14 protein-coding genes and 1 pseudogene are annotated in these 12570 nt (G+C 37.4%); 3 read left to right on the top strand and 12 right to left on the bottom strand.

What is annotated here, in order from left to right; genetic code table 11:
- Window positions 1-126: 126 nt before the first annotated feature.
- Window positions 127-1068 carry a peptidoglycan-binding protein gene (locus tag ACQKKK_RS22590; protein ID WP_427619276.1) on the bottom strand — a complete coding sequence of 314 codons (942 nt, stop codon included), beginning with the start codon at window positions 1066-1068 and terminating at the stop codon, window positions 127-129.
- Between the two features lie 116 nt (window positions 1069-1184).
- Entirely contained in the window at window positions 1185-1394 is a 210-nt protein-coding gene (locus tag ACQKKK_RS22585; RefSeq protein ID WP_427619274.1) for a hypothetical protein, read from the bottom strand.
- A 198-nt stretch (window positions 1395-1592) separates the two neighbouring features.
- Between ACQKKK_RS22585 and ACQKKK_RS22580 the strand changes: the two genes are divergently transcribed.
- Window positions 1593-1838, top strand: coding sequence for a ribbon-helix-helix domain-containing protein (locus ACQKKK_RS22580; RefSeq protein ID WP_427619272.1), 246 nt, complete (start codon window positions 1593-1595; stop codon window positions 1836-1838).
- Window positions 1839-2196: 358 nt separating this feature from the next.
- Here ACQKKK_RS22580 and bla read toward each other — a convergent pair whose 3' ends face one another.
- Entirely contained in the window at window positions 2197-2973 is a 777-nt protein-coding gene (gene bla / locus ACQKKK_RS22575; RefSeq protein WP_427619286.1) for a subclass B1 metallo-beta-lactamase, read from the bottom strand.
- 31 nt (window positions 2974-3004) lie between these two features.
- Window positions 3005-3223, bottom strand: coding sequence for a hypothetical protein (locus tag ACQKKK_RS22570; protein ID WP_427619270.1), 219 nt, complete (start codon window positions 3221-3223; stop codon window positions 3005-3007).
- A 428-nt stretch (window positions 3224-3651) separates the two neighbouring features.
- On the opposite strand from ACQKKK_RS22570, the gene ACQKKK_RS22565 reads away from it, so the two are divergent.
- Both ACQKKK_RS22565 and ACQKKK_RS22560 read left to right on the top strand, forming a co-directional pair.
- Complete coding sequence (locus ACQKKK_RS22565; protein WP_427619269.1) at window positions 3652-5322, top strand: M4 family metallopeptidase; 1671 nt, start codon at window positions 3652-3654, stop codon at window positions 5320-5322.
- A gap of 409 nt (window positions 5323-5731) precedes the next feature.
- Window positions 5732-6485 (top strand): annotated as a pseudogene (locus ACQKKK_RS22560) (IS3 family transposase); the annotation flags it as partial.
- A 94-nt stretch (window positions 6486-6579) separates the two neighbouring features.
- On the opposite strand, the gene ACQKKK_RS22555 reads toward ACQKKK_RS22560, so the two are convergent.
- The 8 genes from ACQKKK_RS22555 to ACQKKK_RS22520 form a co-directional block, all read right to left on the bottom strand.
- Window positions 6580-7065, bottom strand: a complete 486-nt coding sequence (locus tag ACQKKK_RS22555; protein ID WP_427619267.1) for an immunity protein YezG family protein — start codon at window positions 7063-7065, stop codon at window positions 6580-6582.
- Complete coding sequence (locus tag ACQKKK_RS22550) at window positions 7066-7716, bottom strand: DNA/RNA non-specific endonuclease (protein WP_427619265.1); 651 nt, start codon at window positions 7714-7716, stop codon at window positions 7066-7068. It lies immediately after the preceding gene.
- A gap of 338 nt (window positions 7717-8054) precedes the next feature.
- Window positions 8055-8522 carry an antitoxin YezG family protein gene (locus ACQKKK_RS22545; RefSeq protein WP_427619263.1) on the bottom strand — a complete coding sequence of 156 codons (468 nt, stop codon included), beginning with the start codon at window positions 8520-8522 and terminating at the stop codon, window positions 8055-8057.
- Window positions 8523-8770: 248 nt separating this feature from the next.
- Window positions 8771-9229 carry an SMI1/KNR4 family protein gene (locus ACQKKK_RS22540; protein ID WP_427619261.1) on the bottom strand — a complete coding sequence of 153 codons (459 nt, stop codon included), beginning with the start codon at window positions 9227-9229 and terminating at the stop codon, window positions 8771-8773.
- Window positions 9230-9249: 20 nt separating this feature from the next.
- Window positions 9250-9687 carry an SMI1/KNR4 family protein gene (locus ACQKKK_RS22535; protein WP_427619259.1) on the bottom strand — a complete coding sequence of 146 codons (438 nt, stop codon included), beginning with the start codon at window positions 9685-9687 and terminating at the stop codon, window positions 9250-9252.
- Window positions 9678-11654: a T7SS effector LXG polymorphic toxin gene (locus ACQKKK_RS22530; RefSeq protein ID WP_427619258.1), complete on the bottom strand. Its 1977-nt coding sequence runs from the start codon at window positions 11652-11654 to the stop codon at window positions 9678-9680. The genes ACQKKK_RS22535 and ACQKKK_RS22530 overlap by 10 nt, the downstream gene beginning before the upstream one ends.
- Window positions 11651-11941 (bottom strand): YwqI/YxiC family protein, encoded by a 291-nt coding sequence (locus ACQKKK_RS22525; protein ID WP_427619256.1) that lies wholly within the window; start codon window positions 11939-11941, stop codon window positions 11651-11653. Before ACQKKK_RS22525 ends, ACQKKK_RS22530 begins: the two co-directional genes overlap by 4 nt.
- Window positions 11941-12369 carry a YwqH-like family protein gene (locus ACQKKK_RS22520; RefSeq protein ID WP_427619254.1) on the bottom strand — a complete coding sequence of 143 codons (429 nt, stop codon included), beginning with the start codon at window positions 12367-12369 and terminating at the stop codon, window positions 11941-11943. Before ACQKKK_RS22520 ends, ACQKKK_RS22525 begins: the two co-directional genes overlap by 1 nt.
- Between the last annotated feature and the right edge of the window lie 201 nt (window positions 12370-12570).

The following is a 12570-nucleotide window of genomic DNA, read 5'->3' as shown; positions in this document are numbered from 1 at the left end:
AAAGACGATTTCCATTCAAGTATCGAATGAGAATCGTCTTTTTTTAATTTGATTTACCGTACTAGTTAGAAAAACGTGAGTTTTTCAGCAGCCTCATTTTTTTTATGGGCTTTTTTGCTAAGCTAATCATCCAAATAATTTTGCAAAGGTATTTTCACCGGCAATACCGTCTGCAGATATTCCCTTGGCCCTTTGAAATGCCTTCACCGCTATCTCCGTTCCGTTTCCAAAGATACCATCTATGCCATGTGGATTACGTCCTTCTAAATAAAGTGTTGCTTGAAGGATATAGGTTATATTCCCTTTCGCCCCTTCCCTAACATTAGGTGAAGACGCTTTTGTTTGGGGTCCCCATATTCCATCCAAATTAATCTTTGCACCATATTGTTTATTCAATTCGGTTTGAAAACCCTTTATCAGCGCTTTTTTAGTATTAGGGCCATAATAACCATCAACATCTATTTTTGCATTATATCGGCTTTTTAATGTCCTTTGAATGGACTTGATAGTCTGATTGCCGGTATCCTTTGCAGGCGTATTTTTTACATTGTCATCCGATGCGACTTTTGATATCAGTTTAGGCCTTGTTCCCGCTTTTAGCTGAGAATAAGTTAGTCCGCCCGTCATATCCAAGTGCGGATAATCTTTAAAGCTTGACCAATCCCCGCCCCAAGCAAAGCCCAAGGATTTACCAATGTCCGCTGCTCGTCTCCATTTTGCATCAACAGTCCATATGGCATTCTTTCCATCATCGCTTACTATGAAATAATCAATGGCTAGTCCATAGTTATGATAAGATTGACCTGGCATCGCATTCGTCACTTTCGGTTTCGATAAATCACTATAGTTTTTACCACCGTAGTTATAACCTAGGCGACCTTGACCATACAGCTTGGCTTGCTCTTCCATAGAACGATAACCTGCGCTGATTTGCACGAAAATGCCTTCTTGGTATGCCTGTTTGACCATTTCCAACGCGGACTCTTTAACGACTGGATGAATTCCGCTGCCCATATTCTTTTCCGAACGATCCAATAAAGTTTTTAATTTAACAGTCAATTTAATCACCTCCTAATATGTTATGGTGCTTATTAGGAAATGCTTGTACACCTACCTTGACGTTCCAAAAAATCCAGTGAAATAAAAAAAGCGCAACCCATGGATTGGATTGCGCTTTTTTTCTATTATAAAGGCCTATTTTGATCTTCTTTACCGCTACCTAAAACTCTTATCAATTCATCAAGCTTTTCATTTCTTTCCTGATCTAATTTTGTCTTGGCATTGATGAATTTTATCACCTTAATTACAAAATAAATGCTTAAAAAAAGAAGTCCCAGATAAAATAAAATCGGTATGATTGCAAATAGCCCTATTAAACTGCTTGCTTGATCCATGAAATTCCCTCCTAAATGTAAAATACACTATTATTATACAGTAAAAAACAGAATAAGTAGGAGTCCGACACAAAAATCACACAGCTATCAACATACTTCGCCAATCGATATTATTTTCATTAAACTTCTTTTCATACCTTTGCCTTCCAATCATTTCCATCATATAATGAAGCTATTAAAGAGGAAGGGGAAATGCAAATGAATGAAGGTAGAGATCCATTCGTTTCTTCACTCGCTTCTGATTTAAACAAGCGGCTCACTCGTTTAGCAGAAGAAAGGGATATCCCACTAGAAAGATTGCTGGATAAATCAGTCGAATTGTTACTTGAATATATGGAAGACAATGAATTGATCAATGACCATGTTAAGTTAAACAATGTTGAAGCCATAAATAAAAATAATGAAATCATTCAGCAAAGCAGGAAAATCCTAGAGAAAGATTAGCTCTAAAACACTCGGCCCTTACGGTTGGGTGTGTTTTCATCTGCTTATGTCTTTCATCATTTTTTTAACTACCGTTTGTCCCCACTGACAACTATACCATGGACTGCATACTCAATAAAAAAGGGCAGCCACTAGGACTGCCCCTGTAGAACAACTGCCTTACAGTTTAATGGTGCTTTTTCTTGCATTTTTTACATTTACAACGCTTTCTAGGCACCCATACTTTACTGGGGTCATTATCCTCAAAACATTTTTCTACAAAGCAACAATATAGTTCCATCCTAACACCCTCCTTACTATTGTATATGCATGGACTTATGGAAGGTGTGGACAAGTTGCTAAAAGTTTAGAAGGGGATTCATTTTCCATGGTTCTGTACAATCTCAAATGTATGTGGGAGCAAACTGAAATCTCCCCACGTTTTATGGCCAGGAATAACGATTTTCGCATCCTTATATACATACATTAAATTCTTCATCGTATTTGGCCACGCTTCCATGTTAGCTTCATCAATGATCCCGGAGTTCTTTTGTTCCAGCGCGAAAATCATATCTCCAAATAATAAATTATACTTTGGAAGCCATATTGTCATGTTATCAGAAGTATGGGCTTCTCCTGGGAAGTATGTTTCGATTTTCATATTTCCAACTTTTAAAGTTGATGCCATTGAATCCAATGAAGGATCAGGCATAGGATAGTTGAACTCTTTTGCCAATCTTGCAGTTTCAGGAGTACTTACCGTTTTTATTTTTTGATCCAATAATGTTTGTATACCCCCAATTCTATCGTATTTGTGGTGTGTTATTATAGCCAGCTTGACAGGTTTTTTGAACTCCTTCTTAATCATATCCAATAATTGTTTTGCCAGCTTATCGTCCCATGTCGCATCAACTAAGACGATTCCTTCTGTAGTATTAAGAACCATGCCATTTGCAGCAATCTTAAAACCATCGATTTCCGTATAAGTTGTATGGACCCATACATCCTTTTTTATTTTAGTTAAAACCACTGATCCATTTTCGCTTGTTATTACCGTTTGTTTTGATTTGGATTCATGAGCTGAAACCGGTTTCGAAATGTTTACGAATAAAAGACAAAAACTTGCTAACATGATTAAAAAACCTTTTTTTAACATTTTCACATTATTCTTCCTTTCTATACTATATTTATAGAATTATATACACTTCCATATTTTTCTTCAAATATATATGATCCAGCTTTTTTTGTTTGTTGCTTGCTTTTCGTATTTTCTGATTTCCTTGAGCATCTTGTTTTTGGTCTCGGGGATGAATTTCACGACGAATGAAGCAATTGACGTTAATCGCAGCTAATATCCATAAAGTCATTTCACCGCCTAGCCAGTCCAAAGAGTATTCGAGTTTCATTTCGAATACACTATTAATTTGAAGAAAATCAACTAAATTGGAAGGTGACTGGCACTTCTTTTCTTGGGACTAACCCAAATGTCTCTAACTCTCTAAAAACTAGGCGGCATGGCCGTGCATCATGCCCGCAGAGCTTCCGTGTCAACCCGACTATCATATACCTATTATAATGCAGATTCTAAATTAACTAGCTAAGATCCTACTTTTTATAATTAGTTTAAATTAACTACAAAAAAGTAAAGAAAATTCTATAAATTTAGAGGTATTTTTAATTTCATCACGAAGCTAAGTGGTAAATTGTACCTACAAGATAGCATCTGGGTTTTTCTTAATAGTTTTTAGAAAATTAAAATAATTACAATTATTCATGTAAATTAACTTTTATTAAACTATAATAAAGTCGATGGAAAAAATGGGGGGGATCGATATTGAAGAAAAAGTTTATTATTCCTGCAGTTCTATCGTCAGCGTTGTTGGTAGGTTCTATCCCAGCCGGTAATGTATTTGCGAACCCGGTTGATTCGAAGGTGGCTAGTAGTGTACAAGCTACTAAAAAATGGAACAAGAAGGCAAGCGTTCCTGTTTTTGTGAAGGAGCGATTTGCTGAGAAGTTCCCTTCTAGCAACCCTTCCAATGCACTAAATTATTTAAAGAAAAACGAAGGTAAAACCGGAATTAAAAATCCAGATAAAAACCTAAAAGTAACAGATTCACAAAAAGATAAACTCGGTATGACCCACGTTCGCTTTAATCAATCAATAAATGGAGTGAACGTAGAAGGATCCGAAGTTATTGTTCATTTTAATAAGAATAATGAAGTCGTATCCGTCAACGGAAGAGTAAATCAGACGATTGCCGATGATGCGGTGGACACGACTGCCTCCTTAAGCAGTGATGCAGCACTAAAGCAGGCACTATCATCTGTCAATGCCCCTGAAGAGCTAACGTATGATCCAACTTCTGAGCTTGTAGTCTATTCTTTTGAAGGAGAGAATCATACAGCTTATAAAGTGAATGTTAACTTCATGGGGGATGAGCCTGGCAACTGGTTTGTCTTTGTGGATGCAAACACAGGAGAAATCATCGATAAGTATAATGGTTTAATGCATGCTGATGAAATGAAAACACAAAAAGGTACTGGAAAAGGGGTACATGGTGCTCACAGAGAATTACATATTACCCAAGTGAAGGAACCTAAATCTGGAACTCAGTTTGCGTTAGCTGATTACTCTCATAATGGTCTTGATGGAATACTTACGTATGATGCTAAAAATGATAATAGTTCCAGTAATGATACTCTATATGTGGGGAATTCTGCTGCATTTATCGGCGACTATGATCGAGCTCTTGTCGATGCACACTATAATTCGGAAAAGGTATATGATTATTACCTTAATGAGCATGGCCGAAATTCTCTTGACGGTGAAGGAATGGCAATCATTTCCAAGGTCCACTATGGCAATAATTACAACAATGCATCCTGGAATGGGCGTTGGATGACCTATGGGGATGGTGACGGTGAGTTCTTTATTTCACTATCAGCCGGTCTTGACGTTGCTGCCCACGAAATGACTCATGGCGTCATCACTCATACAGCAAATTTAGTTTACCGCAATCAATCTGGAGCACTAAACGAATCATTTGCTGACGTCTTTGGTGCACTTGTAGACGACGATGATTGGGAAATGGGTGAGGATATTATGGCACCAGCTGCTAAAGCTGACGGTGTAACGAGATTGCGCAGCTTGAGTAATCCAAACAGTGTTGTAGTAAGTAATGCAGAAAGAGCTGCATATGGTAGTGGAGTCTATCCGGCTCATATGGATGAATTTTATCACATGCCAACTTCAGTAGATGGCGGCGGTGTCCATGTTAACTCCTCGATTACAAACCATGCTGCATACTTGATTGGTCAAGAAATTGGAAGGCACAAGTTAGGGCAAATCTACTATCGTGCAATAAGCGTTTATTTAACGCCAAATTCCGATTTTAGTGACGCTCGTAAGGCTATTGTTCAGTCTGCAATTGATATTTATGGTGAAGGCAGCAAGGAAGAGGCTGCAGCTGCTGCCGGATTTGATTCGGTGGGAATTTACTAAGTATATAATTGGATTCGCCGCAGGAATTTTTAGCGGATTTTAGAAGAATATTGAAGTGCGTTTTATGTTCCCCCAGAATAAGAGTTTGGGGGATTTTTTGTTATGGTCTCACCAGCATCCCATGTGTTGCCACATACACTCTGGACATGTGGAGTGCTGTTCACTATTTGTAAGGAAAGATAAATAAGAGATGTAACAGTGATTAAAGAGCCTTTTGTAAGGCTCTTTAATTATATTAAGTATAGAGGGTGTTAAATAGATTGCTTATATTAACAATACATAGATAAATACTGACCTCTATGCTCGTTCTTATTGCCTAATATTAAAATAACTGAATCGTCTACACTTATCTGGACAGATATTTTAAGGGCAGCTACACTTAACTTATTACAGATAAGGAGCATTCAAAATGACGAAAAGAGAACGCCGTACATTCACTTCCGAATTTAAAAAACAGATGATCCAACTCTATCAAAGCGAAAAAACACGAAAGGCTCTTATTGAAGAATATGAACTTACTCCTTCTTCTTTAGATCGGTGGATTGAACAGAGTGAAAACACAGGTTCCCTTAAGGAAAAAGAGCTTATCAAGATACGAAAAGAATTGAAACAGTTATAGATGGAGAATGATATTTTAAAGCAAGCAGCGCTGATACTAGGACGAAAGTAAATGTTATTAAGCTAAACAAAGACAAATACTCGGTATCAGCCATGTGTAACGTCCTGAATCTATCACGGAGCACCTATTACTACGAATCAAAAGAACGAAACTCAGAAGATGATGTCACGCACGCCATTATAGAAATATTTGAAAAGAACCGTAAGGTACCGGAACACGTAAGATTAAAGTAGAGTTACTGAAGCTCGACCTAACGGTCTCCAGACCCCGAATTGGTCGGATTATGAAAGAGCAAGAGCAAGCGCTTGTATCATCTTATACAGTTGCTCAATACAAACCGCAGCAATCCTCATGTAACGAGTCAGTCCTGGCTAACGAATTAAATCGGGAATTTCAACAAGAAGAAGAGAAAAAAGTAGTGGTCAGCGACTTAACATATGTCAAAGTCAAAAATAAATGGCATTACATATGTGTCTTTGTCGATCTCTTTAATCGTGAAATTATTGGCTTTAGTACGGGACCTAATAAGGACGCCCAGCTTGTAGCACTATTCTATCATTGCACGTAGTACCTATGATGGTACAACCATCATGGAGTATGTATTTTCAAACACCTTATATCTATAACTCTAATAGAGGTCATTTTTGTGTATTAATATATTCTCTAATTAGTTTCACATCACTTTCTCTCTTTTCATCAGGGGAAATCCCTAACTTTTTATACTTCCATATAATTAATCTCTCATAATGATTATAATTATTTTCTTCCTCTAATAAAGTATAATCAAATTCAACATCAAACTTACCAGTAGAATATAACTCAAATGTTAAATTGGTCCAAGGTTGCTGCTTATTTCCTTTAAATTCTTCCCATAACTCTCTAAAGATGCTGTCAAGAAGATTTAATTGTCGATCAGTCTCGTCTTCATCAATCCCTTCCATATCTTCAATATCTAAACTGTATATCGGTTCCTGCTTATTTTTTGGATAGTAGAAAAATACCGTCGAATCACTATATTCATCAACTTCTGAATATACCATTACTCTTTCCCATGGTTCTGGAATAACATTGTTTAACTGCATAGCTACTTTTTGATAAATACTTTCCAAGTTCTCTGTATTCATTTACTTTCCTCCATATACATTTTTCAAACTAGCTTTAAATTTTTCTCCATCAATTCTATATTTTATGTTAAAGCTAACAGGCCTTAGAGAATCCCCTTCATATACAGGTCTAATATCAACTATAACTTCCCGCTTATCTCTTAAAGCTTTTGCCCAAGCAGATTCCAATTTTTTATAAGCACTTACATTAACATTACCATTCATTGCAACTATATTATCAATAAGCGGAGATCCATTAAATTGCGTACCGATTAAATGTCCACCATGATCTCCTTGAGTACTAGGAGCTTTAACTCTATCTTCTCCTCCAGCAGCTAACTGATGCTTACTATTACGTTCTCCCATCTCTAACGTTAATTCTCCAGAAGCTCTCTCAATTCGTCCTAGTTCATCTGTTTGATATAAACATCCATTCGTTTCATATTTTACATTAGGTTTCAATTTAAATTCATCTAAAAAGTGACTACCATCTTTAACTACATCATCAACTGCCTTACTAGTATTACCCGTACCCTTAGAAATACTTCCCCTTGAAACATCCTCTACTTTGCTATCCTTCACCGTGAATTTCTGATAGGCTTCCTTAATTGTCTGCTTTTCCATTACAACGTGGGGAAGGTTTGGTCCTCCTGCGAGGGAAACTTGTTCCACACTTATACGTTTCGGAATTTCTTTTTTACCTAGTTCTTCACCTATATTATTTAACGTGGTTTTTCCAGATCTCGTGATGTCTGTTATTGTAGCTTGAGCCTTCTGAACCTGCTTTTGCGCAAATTCCTTGCTGTAAGGGGTGAACTTTGTCCCACTTGTTACTTTTTTCTAAGCCACCTTGTCTAAAGTAAAACTATTTGATTTTAAGTCCTTACGGACTATTATCTGAGGAACCACCCGATATGGCTTAAGATGATACATATTCATATCAACAATGAAAAGACCTTAACTTTTGCGTTAAGGTCATACAGAAGAACAAGCTTTTCTTGTGTCCTCCATTATTCTTTCTTACGGTATTCTTCTAAAATACTTTTATCATATTCTGATTCAGGTAAAAGATCCAATCGAGTATATTCCCAGATAACCCTTCTTTCATGATCATCAGCATCTGATAAATCTTCATAATCATAATCAACCTTAAATTTCCCTGTACTTTCTAAGGTAAAAGTTAAATTGGTCCATTGTTCTTGATTATTATTTTTAAATTCATCTGACAATACTTTTAATTGATCTAATAATTGATACCATAATTTATCATATTCTTCTTCATTTAATCTATATATTTCAGGTATATCATGACTATAAATAGGCACTTCACTATTAGTAGTATAATAAAAAAAGAAAGCAGTACCGGTACCGTCACCAATTTCACCGTACATTAATACCTTTGACCATTCCTCTGGTATAGTTTCATTAATAGTTTGAGCTATTTGTTGATAAATACTATTCAGTTTTATTTCATTCATATTTACCTACCTCCTGATCTATTTTCAAAAATCCTTCTCTCCCCACGACTATTATCTTATACTTTATGCTTTGATGATAGCGGAGGCTACCTGATCCTGCTTTTGTTTATATTTCCTATGTTTTTAGGACCAGCTATGGTTATAATCCTTTTGACCTTAAATACAAAATAAACCAAATTTTAACTTAAATCAGTTAAGATTTGGTTTATCTCATATTATTTATTATTTCCCAAAAATTATATTTGTTTTTACTTGGCGACAAGTAAATTGTCCATGAACTCTTTAAAATTTCCAGATATCGGTTTGATAAATTCTTTCCTTAACTCGTTATCTTCTTCAAAATAGTCCATATCACAAAAATATACCTTACCTTTTTGTTCTCTATCTAAAGATAAACAGATTAAACTATTAGCCGGATCTAATCCTATAGGGAGAAAATCTTTTGGTACTATCTTACTTTCATTATACTTAATGAAATTACTTTCTAGATTTTCATCTATTTCACTTGATAAAGGAAAAAATAGTATAATCGAGGAAGTGATTGTACGATCTTTTGTTTTAAATCTTCTATTTACTGCTTTTCCGCCATTATTAGATAATAAAAACCTACTAAAATCTTTCGGTAGTACTATATTAAATTTTTTCTCAAAATTTTCAATTTCACTTACCGAAATTTTTTTAAATGCGTATTCAAACTTGTATTCCATCTTATTTTTTGCTCCCCCTCCTACTTTGTATCTTCTAAAGAATACAATTGCTTCAACAAATCATTAAATGTATCACACACTAATAATAACGTTTCCTCTTCATGATTGAGAAAAACTATTTTTGGAGAAGAATGATTATTTCGATAATCAAAGCATAAGTAGTTTCCAAATGGATCTCTAGCAAAAGGCACAATTCCTTTTAACGTTGGACCAGAAAATCTCTCATAAAACATTTCTATATTTATATCATTATCAGTAAAGCTAATTAAATCATTAAATACTCCCTGTTGCCCTTCACTGAAATTAAAGATATTAGGTTCTGGAAAACCTCCGTTATATTTCATAACACATATTTTGTAATCATCAGGATATTCTATATCAAACGCTTTTTCAATCGAAGCTATTACACTCTCATCGGGCTTTTCTTCCTCTACAAATAGCCACTTTTTCAATCCCATCTTACCATCTCCAGAATCTCTTTTTTTATAATACCCTTTCTTCCCGATTCACCACCGCCCCATATAGCTCTTCCACCAGTATGTCCGGCTGCTTGGTGTTCAAAATAATCCACAATTTGCATTCTACCTGATTCCTGATGATGATGCCAAGTAAGTGTTTTTGGAACTCTACCTTCTTTTAATAATTCATATTCTTTTGCAGTGAACTTTTCCGCTAATTCTGGATTCCTGATTACTTCTTCATATAAGGTTTTAGATAAATACTCAAATTGTACGGCATCTGTTTCTAAATAATATTTTTCTGGTAAGAAAATATCATATTTTGAATGAAAAATCGGGAATCCACCTTTGTCATAATTCACTTGATATTCTTTGCCGTTTTTGGTTGAAATAAAAGTGTACAGTGTAGTTCCGTCTTCATTACGTTCTTTATATTTATAATTTCTTGGTTGGTTAGGTCTTCTTGCATATGCTGGTAGTTTTCTAGCTGCTTCAACCATCGCATCATCGGCCTTCACTTGGTTTACAGAAGAAAGTCTCTTCACTGCAAACTTCTGTACAATATCCTGAATCGTCGTCTTATCAAACGTAACATGTTTGAAATTGACTCCATTCGTTGTGGCTAATTCCTCAACTCTGATTCGAAGTGGCACTTCCACTTTGCCAAATTTTCTGCCGAAGGCTTGAACTTTCTGAACCCGCCTTTGCGCAAATTCCTTACTGTAAGGGACGAACTTTGTACCACTTACTACTTTATCTGCGACCTTCGCCGCGCCTGCCACTCCGCCGATTCCAAGAGCCATCAACAGCCCATTCTGGCGCTGTTCCTCAGTAAGCTGGTTGCCGAACATGTCTTTGCCTGTGGCTGCTTCGCCGAGGCCGTTGGCTGCGAGGAGTCCGTATATCCCGTATTCGGTTTTCTGGAGGAGGCTAAAGCCTTTTGTCGTTTTATAGGCGTCGAGCGCGTGGTTCGCCGCGTTGAGTCCTTTGGCCGTTTTGTAGATGGCGCTTCCGCCTTTGATGGCCCGGCCGGCCCAGCCGACGACAGGGATGAATCCAGCGGCGGCCATGGCGCCGGCGGCGATTCGCTCGGCTTCGGACAGCTTGCGGCCCGTCACTGGATCGACTCCGGTTGAGGCCCTGATTGAATCATAATATCCCGTGAATTCCCCTGTAAAGGTTTTTGTCGTATCCCAGGCTTTTTCATACCATGGGCGGTTTTCGAGTTCTTCCATTTCACGTTCGATTTCCTTAGCTTCTGCTTGTTGCTTTTTGAAGGTCTGATAGTCTTTCATCTGACCGGCTACTTCATCCTTCACTTGATAGACTTCACTATTTTTAAATGCCGTTTGGTTGAAAGTCATCGGCGAAACGTTGCCGTCCTGTTTGGTAGCATCAAGCAAGGCGCGGAAAAGGCCAACGGCCACGTTTTCCTGTCCGACGGACACATCATATTCCTCGACCAATTGCCTGTCAACATTCTCGACCTTCGTCACGGTGTCATCCAATCTCTGTCCGGCCAGCGTGATTTTTTCATTAAAGTCTTTTTGGTCGAATATATCAAGAGGCAGGATATCGTCAATGGTATCGAGGATCCTTTGGAGATCGTTCGCTTGTTCAGCGACAAGCGACTTCGCTTGGCTGATGCCATTCGAGACTTCCCCATCTAAAAAGGGAACCTCGACCACCGTATTTCCGGAGAGGTCCGCCTCTTCCAGACTGGCCGGAATGCCTTCCAAAAAACTGATCTGGGTAGTGAATAGTTCCATCCAGGCGTCCGCCACCTCGATTTGTGCTTCATAGAAGCTTTTGATGGCAGCCGCACCGGCTCCTTGAAACTCGTTATCCAGGCCGACGATACCCTGAAATTCCTTTTTCAAGGCTGCGACTTCCTTCTTTAGTTCTTCATATTGCTTGGCGCGCGACTTGGTTGCGGCCGTCAATGTCTTGGCTTCATATATTTTCATCTCGGATGATACCCATGTGAAGATGTATGGGCGATGGCTTCATCCTGTTCTTTTAATAAGTCGATGTTGGCACGGGTATCTTCCACATTTTTCTGAACGATTTTGATATATTGCTCAAAGACCTTCTCCAAATTCGTTTCCCGGTCGATCCATTTCGAGGTGAATTCCAATTTATTGTTGCCAAGCTCGCCTGCCGGCAGATTTCCAAGCTTGACTGTACCAAGCGCCGTCTTCACCTGATCGACTTGCTTCGTTACGGCAGGATGATTCAGTTTGATTGTCGTCATTAAATCAACCGCCTTTTTAAATCTGATATTTTATTTTCCAGTTGCTCAAATGCCTCTTCGCCTTTGCTTAAAAGGTTGTCGGCTTCTTGGGCTATATTCCCTGCTATATTCAGGAGGGTATTCTCGGCACTTAGCTTTGTAATCATCGCTTCAATCTTCCATTGGTAATCGTCATAATCGTCATGAATGATACTAAACATGACATTATAGGCATCATGACGGGCTTCCTGAAAATGATCCGAGCGCTTCCCGGTCCAACTTCCACCAAGCTCAGGGTCTTTTATTTTCCTAATCTCGTTAAGACACATACTCTGTTCTTTTATGATATCGTTTTTCGCTTTTTCTAACCGTTCAATTTTCGCATTTAAATCAGCTTTTTTACTGGAGATAGCAGAGTGAATATTACTCAAAATATCTGCATATACCATGAAACTCACCTCAAATAGTATATTTCTACATTATTTGTCATATTTTTCTTATTTAATTATAAGGATTAAAGTCCGAGAGTTAAATAGGGAAAAATATGCTATTTTGTCAGTTAACAGAGAAGATTGGCATGATAATATCATACATACCATATTCTTTATACCCTGAATTTTACCAATTTTAAACAAGTGAATAGATTCCTT

The organism is Peribacillus sp. NPDC006672 (assembly GCF_050274955.1).
Classification (GTDB): Bacteria; Bacillota; Bacilli; order Bacillales; family DSM-1321; genus Peribacillus.
Note: the sequence above shows the minus strand (reverse complement) of the source record. Positions and strands in the feature narration are given on the sequence as shown.

Excerpts from the sequence above, each read along its gene's own strand:
- ACQKKK_RS22520 (WP_427619254.1), bottom strand. The coding sequence starts at position 12,369 with ATGGTATATGCAGATATTTTGAGTAATATTCACTCTGCTATCTCCAGT.
- bla (WP_427619286.1), bottom strand. The coding sequence starts at position 2,973 with ATGTTAAAAAAAGGTTTTTTAATCATGTTAGCAAGTTTTTGTCTTTTA.
- ACQKKK_RS22530 (WP_427619258.1), bottom strand. The coding sequence starts at position 11,654 with ATGAAAATATATGAAGCCAAGACATTGACGGCCGCAACCAAGTCGCGC.
- ACQKKK_RS22525 (WP_427619256.1), bottom strand. The coding sequence starts at position 11,941 with ATGACGACAATCAAACTGAATCATCCTGCCGTAACGAAGCAAGTCGAT.
- ACQKKK_RS22580 (WP_427619272.1), top strand. The coding sequence starts at position 1,593 with ATGAATGAAGGTAGAGATCCATTCGTTTCTTCACTCGCTTCTGATTTA.
- ACQKKK_RS22555 (WP_427619267.1), bottom strand. The coding sequence starts at position 7,065 with ATGAATACAGAGAACTTGGAAAGTATTTATCAAAAAGTAGCTATGCAG.
- ACQKKK_RS22585 (WP_427619274.1), bottom strand. The coding sequence starts at position 1,394 with ATGGATCAAGCAAGCAGTTTAATAGGGCTATTTGCAATCATACCGATT.
- ACQKKK_RS22540 (WP_427619261.1), bottom strand. The coding sequence starts at position 9,229 with ATGGAATACAAGTTTGAATACGCATTTAAAAAAATTTCGGTAAGTGAA.
- ACQKKK_RS22535 (WP_427619259.1), bottom strand. The coding sequence starts at position 9,687 with ATGGGATTGAAAAAGTGGCTATTTGTAGAGGAAGAAAAGCCCGATGAG.
- ACQKKK_RS22545 (WP_427619263.1), bottom strand. The coding sequence starts at position 8,522 with ATGAATGAAATAAAACTGAATAGTATTTATCAACAAATAGCTCAAACT.
- ACQKKK_RS22570 (WP_427619270.1), bottom strand. The coding sequence starts at position 3,223 with ATGAAACTCGAATACTCTTTGGACTGGCTAGGCGGTGAAATGACTTTA.